The sequence below is a fragment of the Megasphaera indica genome, assembly GCF_046614755.1.
GTDB classification, from domain to species: Bacteria; Bacillota; Negativicutes; order Veillonellales; family Megasphaeraceae; genus Megasphaera; species Megasphaera intestinihominis.
In genome coordinates, this window is sequence record NZ_JBKKJR010000008.1 from 40,260 (window position 1) to 54,704 (window position 14,445).

Below are 14,445 nucleotides of genomic sequence, written 5' to 3' on the forward strand. Positions count from 1 at the left end.
TGCCCCCAATCATAGGAAAGGGCATGTAATGCCCTTGACTTGCGCTGTAGGGGCGCCACGTGGGACGCCCGCCTGAATTGTGTCGTCGTACTGGTCCGGACCTATCGGATGCCCCAATCATAGGAAAGGGCATGTAATGCCCTTGACTTGCGATTCGACATTGCTTTACGGGTTGACGAATGTCCGTGATAGGTATATAGTTAATTATAATTTCAAAAAATAGAAGTTCTACGAAAACGAACCCATAGGAGGGATAAATATGCTTCGTGTATTAGTCAATGGTGCCGATGGCCGCATGGGCAGCCAGGTCGTCAAAGCTGTCTTTGAAGATCCGGAATTGGAAGTCGCTGGCGGTATCAGCATCACTCATGTCGGTGAAGATGTCGGCGATATCGCCGGTGTCGGCCACTTAGGCCTGGCCATCCGCAATGACCTGGGCGCCGCCCTGGACGACATCAAACCGGATGTCGTCGTCGATTTCACGACGCCGAAAGTCATCTTCAACAACGCCAAGACCTGCATCGAACACGGCGTCAATATGGTCGTCGGTACGACGGGCCTGACAGCAGACCAGCGCGACGAACTCAACGCCCTGGCACTGGAAAAGAAGACCAGCATCTTCATTGCGCCGAACTTTTCCATCGGTGCCGTCCTGATGATGAAGCTCTCGACAGAAGTCGCTCCGTATCTGCCGGATGTCGAAATCATCGAACTCCATCACAACAATAAACTGGATGCGCCGTCTGGTACGGCCATCATGACAGCTGATAAGATCGAAGCTGCCCGCAAGGCCGCTGGTGCTAAACCGGCTCCGGACAAGACCCATGAAAGCCTCGACGGCGCCCGCGGTGCCTCTGTCGCCGGGATCCCTATCCACAGCGTCCGCCTGCCGGGTTACGTCGCACATCAGCAAGTCTTATTTGGGGGGTACGGCGAACTGCTGACCATCCGCCACGACTCGATGGACCGCAAGTCCTTCATGCCAGGCGTCGTCTTAGCCGTCAAAAAAGTAAGCTCCCGTCCGGGTTTGACCTTTGGACTGGAAAACTATTTATAAAAGAACCATTAGGGGAGGAAGTTTGTTATGACAAAAGAACCGGTAGTAGCGATTTTAGGTGCCACAGGTGCCGTAGGCCAGGAATTTATCCGCTTGATCGAAGAACGCAAATTCCCGTACAGCAAGTTGAAGTTATTAGCATCGTACCGTTCGGCTGGCAAGAAATTGACCGTCAACGGCCAGGAATATACGGTTGAAGAAGCCAAACCGGAATCTTTCGACGGTGTTGATATCGGCTTGTTCGCCGGCGGCTCGATCAGTAAGGAATTGGGACCCGAAGCTGCTAAACGGGGCTGCGTCGTCATCGACAACTCCAGCACGTTCCGTATGGACCCGGATGTCCCCCTGGTCGTACCGGAAGTCAACCCTGAAGATATTGCCTGGCACAAGGGCATCATTGCCAACCCGAACTGCTCGACGATCATCATGCTCATGGCCCTCAAGCCGATTCACGACTTGTCGCCGATCAAACGCATCATCGTCAGCACTTATCAGGCCGTATCCGGTGCCGGCAAAGAAGGTATCGACGAACTGCGCGATGAAACGGAAGCGTACCTCAAAGGCGAAGAAATGCAGCCCAAGATCCTGCCCAGCAAGAGCCTGCCCAAGCATTATCCCATCGCCTTCAACCTCATTCCGCAGATCGATAAATTCGTAGAAAAAGATTACACCAAAGAAGAAATGAAGATGGTCAACGAAACGCACAAGATGCTCCACGATGACTCCATCGCCATTACGGCTACGACGGTCCGCGTCCCGGTCTTCCGCAGCCATGCCGAATCGGTCTATGTCGAAACGGCCGATGAACTGACAGTTGATGCCGTCCGCAAAGCCATCGATGCTTTCCCGGGTGCCCAGGTCCAGGATAATCCGGCTGAAATGGAATATCCTATGCCTTTGTTCACGTCGGAAAAATATGACTGCTACGTCGGCCGTATCCGCAAGGATCTTTACAACCCGAAAGCCATCAACCTCTGGGTATCGGGTGACCAGATCCGCAAAGGCGCTGCGCTCAATGCCCTGCAGATTGCCGAATACATGCTGGCCCACGACATGATCCACTAGTACGAAGAGGGGAGAGAATCCTTTATGTTAACGTTTCCCAATGTTATTGTCGCTATGATTACGCCGTTCCATCAGGATGGCTCCGTCAATTACGAAGCTGCCGTCGAACTGGCTAAGAAATATGCTGACGAAGGCTCGGCCATCCTCGTCGGTGCTACTACAGGTGAAGGGGCTGTCATGACGGAAGAAGAAAAACTCAAGCTCTTCAAAGTCACAGCCGATGCCCTGAAAGGCCAGACCCTGGTCATGGGCAATGTCGGGACCAACAATACGGCTCAGACCATCGCCATGATTCAGAAAGCGAAAGATACGGGCATCGATGCCCTGCTGTGCATCGTCCCGTATTACAATAAACCGAACCAGGAAGGCTGTTACGCCCATTTTGCAGCTATCGCCAAGTCGACGGACATGCCTATCTTCATTTACAACGTACCGGGCCGTACAGGCGGTAAAATCGAACCGCAGACGGTCTGCCAGCTGGCTCATGACTTCCCGAACATCATCGGCCTCAAAGATGCCAGCGGCGACCTGGACTACGCCGGTTACGTCGCAGCCAATGCCCCGGAAGGGTTCCATCTCTACAGCGGTGATGACAACCTGACCCTGCCTATCGTCGCTGTCGGCGGCGAAGGCGTCATTTCCGTCGCTGCCCACGTCATCGGCAAGGAAATGAACGAAATGATCCAGGCCCACAAAGACGGCGACGTCAAGAAGGCAGCGGCCCTCCATCAGAAGTACCTGCCCTTCATGAAAGGCTGCTTCTGCACGGTCAGCCCGGTCCCGATCAAAACCATGCTCAACATGCTCGGCTTCCCGGCCGGCCCGTTCCGCCTGCCCCTGGTAGACGCCACACCGGAAATCAAGGCCAAGTGCGAACAATACCTGAAAGACATCGGCAGATTATAAGTGCTGATAAATGGAAACCTCTCCGACCTGTACTCAAGCCTCCCTTATAGGGGAGGTGGCCCAGCGGGCCGGAGACGTTTCTATAAACTTGGTTTTATTTAAAAAAAGTCTTGACATATCCCCGATTTCTTGTTATTATATATGAGTCGTCAGGAACGACAAGATATGACTCGGTAGCTCAGCTGGATAGAGTGACTGACTACGAATCAGTAGGTCTAGGGTTCGAATCCCTACCGGGTCACCAAACAATCTTCACTCGAACCCCGCAGCATTTTGACTGCGGGGTTTTCGAGTATATTGGGAACTGCAGTGTAGTTATAATATATGTCTACACGCTTCCCGGTCACTACGACACGACGGATGAAGTCATCGAAGGTATCGAGGCTATATCCGTCTTTTTTATTTGCCCGTTCTGTCAGTTGGTTCAGATAATAGATGACCGCTTCTTCTGTGATGGGAATGATGTGAGTGTCTAATTTAACGCCGTCAAGTTGTGCATTTAGCTCTGTGAGCTGTTTTTCATAAGTTTCAATATTGTTTGTTATGGTTTGGGAGATAAGACCATTTTCAACGGCTTTTACGCTGTTTTTCAGTCGTTTTTCAATTTCTTTGATTTGAGATTCCAGGCGCAGTTGTTCTGCCGGTTTGTGTTCCAGTTCGGCCTTTTGGATGGCCATACACTGGTCTGCAATGCATTTTACGGCGTCTTTGTTTTTGAGTATACTGATAGTTGTATCGAGAACCAATTTCTCCAGCTTGTCACGGTTTATGTTTTTGGCATCACAGGCAATCTGGGACCGCGCAGCTTTTTCTGATTTATTATTTTTGGAAGAGCATTGGTAATAGTAGTACGTGGTGCCTGTATGACTCTTGCCACAATATCCGGTCATGGGAAGCCCGCACGTGCCACAGTAGATTTTCCCTGTTAGGGCATACTGGGGAGACACGCGGCGGGCGGTATTGTTTTTTCGTTTGCGAGATTCAAATAAATTCTGCATAGCTGTATATTGCTCCTGTGTGATGAGTGCCGGGGCATAATCAGGATAGGATGTACCGGACCAGGTAAATGTTCCCGTGTAGATCTGATTTTTGAGGATGCGGTTCAGGCTGTTGCGCGTGAAGTTGCATCCTCTCTGGGTTTTGATACCCAGGCTATTTAATTTGCTCAAAATATCTGTCATTTTTACACCAGATAAGTACTTATCATAGATTTCGGAAACCAGATGGCCTGTTGCGGGACTGATGGCCAGTTTATTTTCCGATGTGAGTTCATAGCCAAAGGGAACAATGCCACCAATCCACTTGCCTTCCAATAGATTTTCCGTCATTCCCCGTTTGACTTTTTGAGATAATTCGGCACTGTAATATTCTGCCATGCCTTCAATAACAGATTCCAGAAGGATTCCGCTGGGATCATCTTTGATATTTTCCTTAGCCGACAATACTTTGACTCCATTTTTCTTCAGTCGGTGTTTATATATGGCCGAATCGTAGCGACTGCGGGAAAATCTATCGAGCTGATAAACGATTACATAGTCAAATAGATGTTTGGCACTGTCTTTGACCATTTGCAGGAATGACGGGCGCTGATCCGTGCGGGCAGACATGGCCCGGTCGATATAGGTATTGATAATATTGATTTCATTAGCCTCTGCAAAGGCCCGGCATTCACGAATCTGGCCATCAATGGATTCTTCCCGCTGTTTGTCACTGCTGAAGCGGGCGTAAATAACTGCATTTTTTGTCATAATATAATCAGTCCTTCTTTCTAAAACAAGGCTGATTATGGTATAATAAATACGTAAATCAGCCCAAGCAAACACAAGATTTACACTTGCCATGCAGTACGCCAATGCTGCTGGCATTCCCGTTTCCTGTTGGTCCAGGAGACGGGGATTTTTTTATTTAGATATTTAGTGGATTATGCGGCCGGGTAATAGTTGACGATAACGATTTCAGCTATTTCAATTTTTAAGGGAGAATGAGGTCTGATTTCCAGTTTTTAGAAAACCCTAATTTAATAAGTACAGCATTCATTGTATTTTGTGGTAATTCATCAGATAGCGCTTTAACTTCAACGGAAAGTTCTTTTAAAAGGGTTTTATAATCAGATTTTATAAGGAATAGTCCTAATATTCTTATTACATCGACTACTTTACTAGTAAAACGAGGAGATTGGCTTAAATAGAAAAACTGGATATTGGGTATATGGCCTTTATGTTTCGCAACATAATCGTACGTACGCTCGCCATGAGCACATAAGTTTCTGAATATTACAATGAATCTTATCATTTGAGAAAAACTAGAAATTTCATTTGTTCCTGCAGTTTTTTTTGGACGAATACCATATTCCTGCTGATACTCTGTATAAATATCATTTAAAATCTTGACTTTTAAATCATCTGTAAGAGATGTATAAAAATAGGATGTTTCACCTAAGGACAATCTTTTAATAAGAACCCAGAGAGGTAATTCTTTATGAGTATTAAGATAATGAGAAAATGGAGAAATAGGGATACCTGCTCGAGGTGGTTCTACATTGTTTTTAACAACATTGGAAATATGTGCAATAAGGTTTGTTACTGACTCAATATTGTTTCTAAAGTTGCTTATATCAAAATAACTGAAATTAGAGGGATACTTTTCAGAAAAGCGATATGAAACTTTTGTTTTTAGTGAAGACTCAAGTCGAAGAATATATTTCAGCAGAATAGAACGAAGATTGCAATCAAAAGAGTATAATGCATAAATATCATCAAAAGAAGTACCATCCTTAAATCTATCCGTTGTGTAACCTTTATCTAAAAAGATATCTTTATACCCATTAATAATGTTATAGTAGTTTTCTCTACGTAAAATACGTAGTGCTTTACTTCCATTAGGAATATTTAAATTGCGATTGCGTAATATTTTAAGTTGCTGATTGTATGTTTTAAATGGTTTATTCATAATGAGGAGCCTTTCTGATAAATAAAAAAAGCCTTACCAATCCGCAGATTGATAAGGCCCGTGGCTTACCCGCAGGTTTACCACTTATTCGCTTATCAATCATTATACTACATTTATTTGTTTTGTCAAATGTTTTGCAAAGTCATTTTGAGATAATAGCGCTGATAATCACTTTTTTACAAAAACTTTATCATATATCGGGATCCGTCTTTATAAATTTCAATAATGTCTTTATCAGCAAATTCTTTTAAAGAACGACGGACAAGCGCTGCATCCTCTTTATCAAAGCACTTCATTAAATCGGAGCGTTTCATGATATTTTCCTTTTTTATTTTCGCTTTTACTTCTTTTTTTATTTGCTTAAGCTTATTTTTCTCTGCAATATAATTGTTATACTCAATAAGCATTTCATCATACTCATTTTCTTTGAAATTTTCTTTATCTTCTTTTATTGAATCAACCATCGAATTATAATCATCCATAATTTCCGGACCATAATATTCTTCTTTTTCCTTGAAAAAAGGAAGAGCTTCATCAGATAAATACTGTAAAGCCTTATCGAAAATTTGTAAGGCTTTATCAGGGTGAGTGCCTGGATTATAAACCTTACTTGTCATATTATCAGCTTTGTCTTCCCATTTACTTATTTTAGATTCATAACGCTCAAAAAAGTAATCCGATAATTCTTCGTAATAACCTTCTTCAATATCTTGTCGATATAATTTATTATGATTATCCGGATCTGCAATGTACATGATATCAAGTCCTTTCGTGCTATTATATTGAATTGATTTTTCATACATCTGTTTTTTTATCGTCATAGGGTAACTGGGATTCTGCTACCATCAAGTTATCTTTTTCGGGCTTTTTTTTTGTAGATTCTGAGGCCAATTTAAACTTGATAAAATCACACACTGATGATTGAGCTTCTGGTGATAGCATACGGAATTCAATTATTAGTTTTTTTTCTTGTTCAGTATACTCTGAAATGAGGGATGGAGAGGTAACCAAAGAAATTGGAACAATATTACCTTTTGAAAGTTCATCTACGCTGATGCCAAAATAACTGCAAATTTTAATGATATTACTAATACTTGCATTATCGACTCCACGTTTAAGGATGCTAGTCATAGTGGAATAAGGAATATTAATTGTAATACAAAAGTCTCTTAAACTTTTATGCTTTGATAAAATTAATGATTTTAATTTATCTTCTATAGTCACAATTATCACTCCACCTTAAATTGAACAACCTATTTCTAAACATATCATAGCATTAGAATACCGAAAAATCAATATAAATTAACGAATATTCGTAAATACATATTGACGTTAACGAAAATTCAAATATAATATAATTAAAGTTAACGAATTTTCGTTAATACAGGCGATATAAGGAGGTATAAGGAGGTGAAAAAATGTATTATCCGAATTTAGAAGCAGAATTAAAAAGAAAAAATATCAGACGAATAGATTTAGCTAAAGCATTGGGATTAGCATTGTCTACAATATCTGATAAGTTGACAGGCAAAAGCGACATTAGCCTTGCATTAGCAAAAAAAATAAAGGATTTTTTAGGGGTGGATACTCCTTTAGAAGTTTTGTTTGCTACCGAAGGCAATAAAGTTGCCTAAATCAGGCAGTACTAGAGAGAAGGGAAAACATGGAAGGAATTATTTTGAAGTGATTAAAGAGGTGAGGGTATGGACATGGACATGGTGAATGAAAAAGAGCCTCACATGAACGAGGCTCAAAAAGACCTTCTGAGGCAATATCAAGAGTACTGTAAGGGAACGCTTAGTCAGGAAGAGAAGAAAAGATTTGAAAAAATATACCGACTGCTATACATACAAGGATTTCAGAAAGAAAATAGTTGCCTTTTATACATCTTATGGTGTTGTCTTTTTGCACTGCTCATAGATGCCGGATATAAGGCCGTAATTGGTGGAGATTGGATAACATCATTAGCAGGTTTAAGCGGAATAATCTTTTTTGGATTCATATTATTTTTTATTGCCAGTATTACTCCTGATTAAGTATTTGTTGGCAATGATCTTGATTAAAGAGGGGGTAATGCAAAGAACAAAATAAAGCTTGAAACAGCAAATTTGCCAATATATTCATCAATAAATTTTATGCGTTGGGAAAGGGTATGATGAATAGATTGTGATTCAAATTCTAATTGATTTAAGTCAGTGGAGGTAATTCCTTTTTTTACCAATGCCCCTTGAATCAATATGTCATAAGCAAGCATTTGTACACGTAGAGAATCATCAAAAATTTCGATGTAATTTAACGTGTAGGGTTCAAGAAGATGAAATTGGGAGCAAGAGTTTTCAATGGTTGACTGACTGTGCTTCATGTTTTTAATTATTTCATTATTTAGCTGAATCCACCAAAGGTAATTTTGATATATTTGTTTATCCTTATTCACGGTTTTACGCCAATTTTTATAAAAATATACCATTATGCTGAAAATGGCTGAACCAATTCCAGTAAAAACAATTTCAAGCATTGTATTCGCCTCCTGTTGATATGAGTATAACACGGAGGGAAAGAAAACGGAAAGGAGATAAATATGAAGCCAGATAAGGGAAAAGAGACGTGTAAAGGCATGGCTCAAAATCAAACTAAAAGATATGCAGCAGAAAAAAGATTACAGCTTCTGTTAAATAAAAAATTTGAAATGCTGGAAAAGTTACACCCGTTTCTTTTAGGGGAACCACGAGAAACAGTAACTAGATACGAGAAAGTTTTTGATGAAATAGATGGTGTTATTCAGCAAGAAATCAAATACCTAGATGGCTTTTGATGATAGATACAGCAATAGATTTAACAATGTCCAGGGTAACACTACCACCAACCGATTCGATTTTATTCAATGTACTTTGCCAAATGGATGGATTTCGAATGGCATCTAAATAATCGTATCCAGATGATGTGAGTCTGTAAATCCAATAATCACTGATAGGGCCACAATAAATAGGTTCTGACGTTTCAATGAAGCCATCGTCAATTAATAGTTCAATGTGAAGTGAAATAAGTGGTGGATAGTCACATAAATCGGAAAAGCTGTTAATAGTGATTTTGCTTTTAGTTGAGTCTAACTCTTCGATACGAAGCAACATCTTCCTAAGCAGATCTAAATCACGTTTCATGATTTTCATCATCTCCCTTGTTTTAATTATAGCATGAAGCAACAGGAGTGAACGAGATACAAAAAGGAGATAAATATGAAGCCAGATAAGGAAAAAGAGCCGTGTGGGAACACAGCTCTGGCTGGTAAAAAATATGTTGATTGTCTTCAATGTCATTGTAAGGTTCCGGATAGTAATTTTTGTATTAAATGTGGCGCAAAGCTACATAAATATTGTAAATGCGTCATTCTTCATAAGCGGTATGATTGCGGACATAGTAAATGCCCAGGCAATACCTTATTCGTTGAATTGGGCAAGAAAAAGCAATCAGTCGAGTTGCATAAGTTCAAATAGTTTCATCGGAATATTTTCTTTCAACATTTCAATCAAAATATTTTTTCCCATAGATTTGATTTCATGAATTAATTTACTTGCAACTAAAGCCGAATATTTAGATTCTGGCTTATCAACCAGCAAGTTAGGAAATGTTTCTTTTAGCTGCTGTTTTTGTTCGGGAGATAGGTCATCTGCCATATCAACAATTTTTTCAGCACTAATTAAAAAACTATTTGTCCATGGATAAGGGTTACCACAATCAGGACAAAACGCTGGAACAACGTAATCTTTAGTTACTTTTATTGATCTTTCGACACCGTCCAAACTAGTGACAGCAATAACACTAGAGACATAGGCATCTCCTCGGATTGGAGCTTTACAAGATGGGCACTCTTTTATAGTAGGAGAACCGCACAGTGAACAAAATTTGGTGCAGTCAGCTGGTTGTCTGTTGCAGCTTAAATTTATAACATGTCCTGATGTACAAATTTGGGCCACGTCATATTGTTTTGAAGACATAATATCACCACCTTAATTGATATTATAGCACATGAGATGATGTGGAATGGAGGTGACAAAATGACCGATGAAGAACTTGCCCGACACTGGGAAGATGCGCAGGCCAGACAACGGGAACAAAAAGCCAGAGAACGGGAACGGAGACATAAACCGATTCCGAAAGCTATTAGACAACAGGTGTATGAAAAGTTTGGTGGCCATTGTGCATACTGTGGGGCACCACTTGCATATAAGGATATGCAGGTGGATCATATCGAGGCGCATTCCGTAGGAGGTGCGGATGAACTGGAAAATTATAATCCAGCCTGCCGGATGTGCAATTTTTACAAAGGTACTATGACTATTGACCGGTTTCGCGATGAACTGGAAAAGGTCCAGGGCCGACTCAAAAAGTATTATATTTATCGATTGGCCTTGAAATATGGGCTGATAGAAGAAAAAGAAAATGAAGTTGTTTTTTACTTTGAAAGGCGGTGCGGTAATGGAAGCAACGAATAAATGGACATACGCATTAGGGGATAAAGAAAACTGTAACGGCATCTTCTTTGATAGTAAAGAGGATGCCTTGGATGAAGCTATGCAAGAAGCCAAACTGGAAGATGTTTCGACAGTATGGGTTGGACAAGTAGAACAATTCCAGCCGGTATTCGGTATCACAGACGAATTATTCTATCAGTTGCAGGAACAGGCATACGAAGAAGCCGATGACTATAGCATCGGATGGCTGGATAATGTCACGAAAGATGACCAAGACGAACTGGATGAAGCTATTAAAACATGCTTTATCGACTGGCTGAACGCACATCCGGAATATAAGCCGAATTTTTTTACAGTCACGGATGCAGAATGCATCAAGATACAGAAGGAGCGATGAGATATACGTTGTCAGACTTTATTAAAGAATTTGGGAATCCCAAGCGGATTATTACACGCCGGAAGCGGAATGCGAACGGTGTATATACTGTCAGATGGCCAAAAGCCATGATGCACTATTATACATCTCATCGCTGGGATGGAAAAACGGTACAACTTCAAAACGGAATCATCGTCAAAAAGGGGGACTTCTTATGACAACAGATATACCGGCCTGGGTAAACAGCAACTACGAACTGTATCAGATCCAGAGGCGCCGGCAGCAAATGCTGGATGACCGCATCAGAGAAATATACGCCGAAGATTATGGCGACCCGTTAACGGCGGGAGAAATCATCAAGGCAGGGCTGGGAGCAGCCGCATTTCTCGGATCCTTTGGTATGGCCGTCATCATTATGTCGTAGAAATAGAAAAGGCTCTGTGCTGGAACACAGAGCCAATGTCCTGCCAGGAGCTATTTTACCGGCAGGACTATAAATTTGTTGATTCATTATAACACGATATGAATTTGCATTGCAAGATAGATGTAGAAATAAAAGGAGGAATTGGAATGTATACGACAACACTGGCAGAAAAAATAGTGGAATTTTATCGCAATCCGGAAAATATGAGGAAATTCCGGGAATGGCAGAAAAAGAGGCATGAAGAAGAACAGCGGGAAGCGGCAAATACGAAACTGGTTGCGGATGATGTGCCGGCAGCAGGAGGAGCATTATGAGAGAGCTTATGAACACTATCTGGCAATCTATTGGAATTTTCCTGGGGATGCAGTTATTATTGGTGTTCATCCTGGCAAAAGTAGGAATGAAATTGACCGTCAGATTATGCCGGGGGCTTCGTTCGTTGATATAGGAGGATATTTGATGCTTGCTTTATATTTATCTCATCCATATGGGGGCAAAGAATCGAACGCCATGGATGCGGACAGGATTGCAATGGAACTGCAGTCAAAATTTCCACAGATTGCTGTATTTTCACCCATCCACGCTGTACGCAATGATTATGCAACTACTCCTTATCCTAATCGGGCTGATGTATACATTAGAACTGCTATGCCGATGCGATATTATTTATTTTTCTGGTGATTGGATGAATAGTTTAGGCTGCACGACAGAATATCTGCAAAGTAAGGCCATGGGAATTGAACAGGTTACAAGCGTTGCAGAATTAGAACAGCGGTTGGAGCACATGGAACCGGGAAAAAATAGGAACAACAGGAACCGGCACCCGATTAACCTGTTGTATGTAAGGAAGCTGATTGATCATGCAAAAGATTTGCTCTGGCAAGAAAAGCAATAACGGAATCAAACATATCGGATTACGGCTGGCGTGTATGGGAGTACTGACATTTGCCTTCTGGTATGGACTTATTTCATTGACGATTTGGGTAATACAAAAATTATTTTGATACGAAAAGGGCTGATTTACATGGATATGAATCAAATCATAGAACGTTGGCAGAATGAATATGATAACAGCACGGATGCCTGTATCCGGATGATAGGGCAGACGGCTATCTATTACATGACGGAGCATCCGGAAGAATCCGAAAAAATAACAGATGACCTTACATTGAAGGGATGCATGGATTTCATGCGGGAACGGGCCAGGAAAAACCAGAAAAATAATGTCGGGGTGGCCACGATGGAAGACCTGTATGATTATTTCCATTTTGGTGGAAGAATCGTGCAGCCATTATTATCGGCACAGGATGTCGAACGGTGCATGCCTGGCCAAACCGTACATCCGGCAACACATACTGAACCGAAACGGGTAACACTTGATATTGATGACCTGTTATAGGAGGTGGATGAAATGAAAGCATATGAAATCACGCCTTCAGAACTGGAAAATGAATTTTACTCATTTCAATGTTCAAAGAAAGAATTACATTGGATTCTCACTCATACGATGGACAGTCAGTATATCTGTGTCACCCGTGGAGCTATGGCCAAAGAAGAATATCTGAATCAACATCCGGAACTGAGAAACACCAATGGTCATGAGGTAACCAATAAGACGAGATTTGGATATTGTACGTTCTGTCATCATTCCTTCCGGATTCCGGATAGCTGGACGATAGAAAAAATGGATACGTGGTATCCATTCAAACGATATAGCTGCCCGTATTGCCATAAAGAGCATCAGCTGATATACGCTGGCAAGGGCATGATGAATAAAGTATTAGGAACCTATGTGACATTCTTTTCCCGGAGCCGGAAGAATAAAGATGTTATCCTGGCAAAAAATGTAGTAGCGTATCTGCCTATGGATCAGGGATACCGGAATGTCCGGCCGATAGCATATGTTGTCGGGATGATGCGGATGGAAATTGGCAAAGGAACAATCTATTATTGCCGGGACGTGGATTATGCCGGCGGACAGTTTAAAACGCCGTTCTGGTATTCAGCAGGAGACGATGGCATCGGTACCCCGTGGAACCGGGTAGAACGCATAGGACCAGGCGATGTATATAAATGGGCAGACCGTGGATTAATCGATTATGTAGATTGGGATAGCCTGGATGATATATGTCAGACATCAGCCTGGCGATATTGTGCGGTGAAATATTTCCGGAATTATTATAAAGGATGGTCTGAGGGAGCAGAGTATGCATACGTATCAGTGGCATATCTGGATTTATATTCCCGGTTCTCGCAAATCGAATATATGGTTAAAGGCGGGCTGATTGGGTGCGTCCTGCGTAAGATACATGGCCAAAGCACCTATCCAGCTATCAAGTGGCAACAGTATAAATCTCCTAAACAGATGATACGGTTTGTGCTGACAAAGAGGGAAAAGAAACATCTCTATGAACTACAGGAAGAACATACCCCTATGTCAGTGAACGCATTGAATATGCTAACGGTTATGCAACAGACCGGGAAGCGATGTACGTTGGAAGAAGCCAGTATGATGCAAGGCGCTTACTCGAGCATGAAGGATAACGGCTTACTGAATGACAAGAATCTGCCATCGGCTCATCAGATTATCATGTATTGTGAAAAGCAGTTCGATAAGATGACGCGTGAACATGGGAAGTCGGGCCTATCTCTTAGAGCCTGCATCTGTGATTATTTGGACTATTACAAGGAAATCAAAGAACTGGGATATGATCTGACAGACCGGCAGTATCTACGGCCACGGGATTTATATGAAGCGCATCGGCATTCATCAGAAGCTGTCCGGCTGAAGATGAGGGCCGATATCGAAAGACGGCACCGGCAGTATGCAGAACAGCAGGTCGCGATGCTGGAAGAACGGAATAAGAAACTGCAGTCGTACTGCTTCCATTCGAATCTGTTTTTCATCCGGCCGTTGCAGACCGTTGAAGAATTCATACGGGAAGGCGCAGTCAACCATAACTGCGTAGCAACATATACCGATTCACATGCCAAAGGCAATACCACTATCCTGGCTGTACGGCAAAAAGCAGCGCCGGATGACGTATTTTACACGATGGAAGTACGCGACAATCAAATCATGCAGTGCCGGACAAAAAATAATGAACCAGCCCAGGCTGGGACAGCCGTATATGCCTTTGTCCAACAATATGATAAAGAGATTTTACAACCGAAACGCATAAAAAGAGGTGCATAGAGG

General features: G+C 42.1%; 20 protein-coding genes and 1 tRNA gene. 14 read left to right on the forward strand and 7 right to left on the reverse strand.

Going from position 1 to position 14,445, the window contains the following annotated elements; translation table 11 throughout:
* Positions 1-259 precede the first annotated feature (259 nt).
* The 4 genes from dapB (at position 260) to ACFCTO_RS05705 (ending at position 3,272) form a co-directional block, all read left to right on the forward strand.
* Complete coding sequence (gene dapB / locus ACFCTO_RS05690; protein WP_292260205.1) at positions 260-1,057, forward strand: 4-hydroxy-tetrahydrodipicolinate reductase; 798 nt, start codon at positions 260-262, stop codon at positions 1,055-1,057.
* 27 nt (positions 1,058-1,084) lie between these two features.
* Complete coding sequence (locus tag ACFCTO_RS05695) at positions 1,085-2,122, forward strand: aspartate-semialdehyde dehydrogenase (RefSeq protein ID WP_292260207.1); 1,038 nt, start codon at positions 1,085-1,087, stop codon at positions 2,120-2,122.
* 24 nt (positions 2,123-2,146) lie between these two features.
* Positions 2,147-3,028, forward strand: a complete 882-nt coding sequence (dapA, locus tag ACFCTO_RS05700; protein WP_292299877.1) for a 4-hydroxy-tetrahydrodipicolinate synthase — start codon at positions 2,147-2,149, stop codon at positions 3,026-3,028.
* Between the two features lie 167 nt (positions 3,029-3,195).
* Positions 3,196-3,272: transfer RNA gene (locus ACFCTO_RS05705), tRNA-Arg, on the forward strand.
* On the opposite strand, the gene ACFCTO_RS05710 is transcribed toward ACFCTO_RS05705, so the two are convergent.
* The 4 genes from ACFCTO_RS05710 to ACFCTO_RS05725 all read right to left on the reverse strand — a co-directional run bounded on the left by ACFCTO_RS05710 (position 3,259) and on the right by ACFCTO_RS05725 (position 7,201).
* Positions 3,259-4,893 (reverse strand): recombinase family protein, encoded by a 1,635-nt coding sequence (locus tag ACFCTO_RS05710; RefSeq protein WP_499876509.1) that lies wholly within the window; start codon positions 4,891-4,893, stop codon positions 3,259-3,261. The two genes, ACFCTO_RS05705 and ACFCTO_RS05710, sit on opposite strands and share 14 nt — an antisense overlap.
* A gap of 106 nt (positions 4,894-4,999) precedes the next feature.
* Positions 5,000-5,977 (reverse strand): Abi family protein, encoded by a 978-nt coding sequence (locus tag ACFCTO_RS05715; RefSeq protein ID WP_499876510.1) that lies wholly within the window; start codon positions 5,975-5,977, stop codon positions 5,000-5,002.
* 176 nt (positions 5,978-6,153) lie between these two features.
* Positions 6,154-6,732 (reverse strand): hypothetical protein, encoded by a 579-nt coding sequence (locus ACFCTO_RS05720; protein ID WP_499876511.1) that lies wholly within the window; start codon positions 6,730-6,732, stop codon positions 6,154-6,156.
* A gap of 40 nt (positions 6,733-6,772) precedes the next feature.
* Positions 6,773-7,201 (reverse strand): helix-turn-helix domain-containing protein, encoded by a 429-nt coding sequence (locus ACFCTO_RS05725; RefSeq protein ID WP_113856251.1) that lies wholly within the window; start codon positions 7,199-7,201, stop codon positions 6,773-6,775.
* Positions 7,202-7,395: 194 nt separating this feature from the next.
* Here ACFCTO_RS05725 and ACFCTO_RS05730 point away from each other — a divergent pair, with 194 nt between their 5' ends.
* Positions 7,396-7,611 (forward strand): helix-turn-helix transcriptional regulator, encoded by a 216-nt coding sequence (locus ACFCTO_RS05730; protein WP_113856250.1) that lies wholly within the window; start codon positions 7,396-7,398, stop codon positions 7,609-7,611.
* A 69-nt stretch (positions 7,612-7,680) separates the two neighbouring features.
* Entirely contained in the window at positions 7,681-8,013 is a 333-nt protein-coding gene (locus ACFCTO_RS05735) for a hypothetical protein (protein WP_499876512.1), read from the forward strand.
* A gap of 23 nt (positions 8,014-8,036) precedes the next feature.
* On the opposite strand, the gene ACFCTO_RS05740 is transcribed toward ACFCTO_RS05735, so the two are convergent.
* Positions 8,037-8,492: a hypothetical protein gene (locus tag ACFCTO_RS05740; protein WP_499876513.1), complete on the reverse strand. Its 456-nt coding sequence runs from the start codon at positions 8,490-8,492 to the stop codon at positions 8,037-8,039.
* A 63-nt stretch (positions 8,493-8,555) separates the two neighbouring features.
* Here ACFCTO_RS05740 and ACFCTO_RS05745 point away from each other — a divergent pair, with 63 nt between their 5' ends.
* Positions 8,556-8,789, forward strand: a complete 234-nt coding sequence (locus tag ACFCTO_RS05745; RefSeq protein WP_499876514.1) for a hypothetical protein — start codon at positions 8,556-8,558, stop codon at positions 8,787-8,789.
* On the opposite strand, the gene ACFCTO_RS05750 is transcribed toward ACFCTO_RS05745, so the two are convergent.
* Together ACFCTO_RS05750 and ACFCTO_RS05755 are read right to left on the reverse strand one after the other, a co-directional pair.
* Positions 8,767-9,135 carry a DUF2513 domain-containing protein gene (locus ACFCTO_RS05750; protein ID WP_278967786.1) on the reverse strand — a complete coding sequence of 123 codons (369 nt, stop codon included), beginning with the start codon at positions 9,133-9,135 and terminating at the stop codon, positions 8,767-8,769. The genes ACFCTO_RS05745 and ACFCTO_RS05750 overlap by 23 nt on opposite strands.
* A 306-nt stretch (positions 9,136-9,441) precedes the next feature.
* Positions 9,442-9,969 (reverse strand): DUF2321 domain-containing protein, encoded by a 528-nt coding sequence (locus tag ACFCTO_RS05755; RefSeq protein ID WP_499876515.1) that lies wholly within the window; start codon positions 9,967-9,969, stop codon positions 9,442-9,444.
* A gap of 60 nt (positions 9,970-10,029) precedes the next feature.
* On the opposite strand from ACFCTO_RS05755, the gene ACFCTO_RS05760 reads away from it, so the two are divergent.
* The 7 genes from ACFCTO_RS05760 to ACFCTO_RS05790 all read left to right on the forward strand — a co-directional run bounded on the left by ACFCTO_RS05760 (position 10,030) and on the right by ACFCTO_RS05790 (position 14,442).
* Positions 10,030-10,467: an HNH endonuclease gene (locus ACFCTO_RS05760; RefSeq protein ID WP_499876516.1), complete on the forward strand. Its 438-nt coding sequence runs from the start codon at positions 10,030-10,032 to the stop codon at positions 10,465-10,467.
* On the forward strand, positions 10,451-10,843 hold the full coding sequence (locus ACFCTO_RS05765) for a hypothetical protein (protein WP_499876517.1): 393 nt from the start codon (positions 10,451-10,453) through the stop codon (positions 10,841-10,843). The genes ACFCTO_RS05760 and ACFCTO_RS05765 overlap by 17 nt, the downstream gene beginning before the upstream one ends.
* A gap of 193 nt (positions 10,844-11,036) precedes the next feature.
* On the forward strand, positions 11,037-11,246 hold the full coding sequence (locus ACFCTO_RS05770) for a hypothetical protein (RefSeq protein ID WP_499876518.1): 210 nt from the start codon (positions 11,037-11,039) through the stop codon (positions 11,244-11,246).
* 146 nt (positions 11,247-11,392) lie between these two features.
* Positions 11,393-11,560 carry a hypothetical protein gene (locus ACFCTO_RS05775; RefSeq protein WP_278967795.1) on the forward strand — a complete coding sequence of 56 codons (168 nt, stop codon included), beginning with the start codon at positions 11,393-11,395 and terminating at the stop codon, positions 11,558-11,560.
* Between the two features lie 149 nt (positions 11,561-11,709).
* Complete coding sequence (locus ACFCTO_RS05780; RefSeq protein WP_499876519.1) at positions 11,710-12,141, forward strand: hypothetical protein; 432 nt, start codon at positions 11,710-11,712, stop codon at positions 12,139-12,141.
* Between the two features lie 129 nt (positions 12,142-12,270).
* Positions 12,271-12,645 (forward strand): hypothetical protein, encoded by a 375-nt coding sequence (locus tag ACFCTO_RS05785; protein ID WP_499876520.1) that lies wholly within the window; start codon positions 12,271-12,273, stop codon positions 12,643-12,645.
* A gap of 12 nt (positions 12,646-12,657) precedes the next feature.
* Positions 12,658-14,442 (forward strand): PcfJ domain-containing protein, encoded by a 1,785-nt coding sequence (locus ACFCTO_RS05790; protein ID WP_499876521.1) that lies wholly within the window; start codon positions 12,658-12,660, stop codon positions 14,440-14,442.
* The last annotated feature ends 3 nt before the right edge of the window (positions 14,443-14,445 follow it).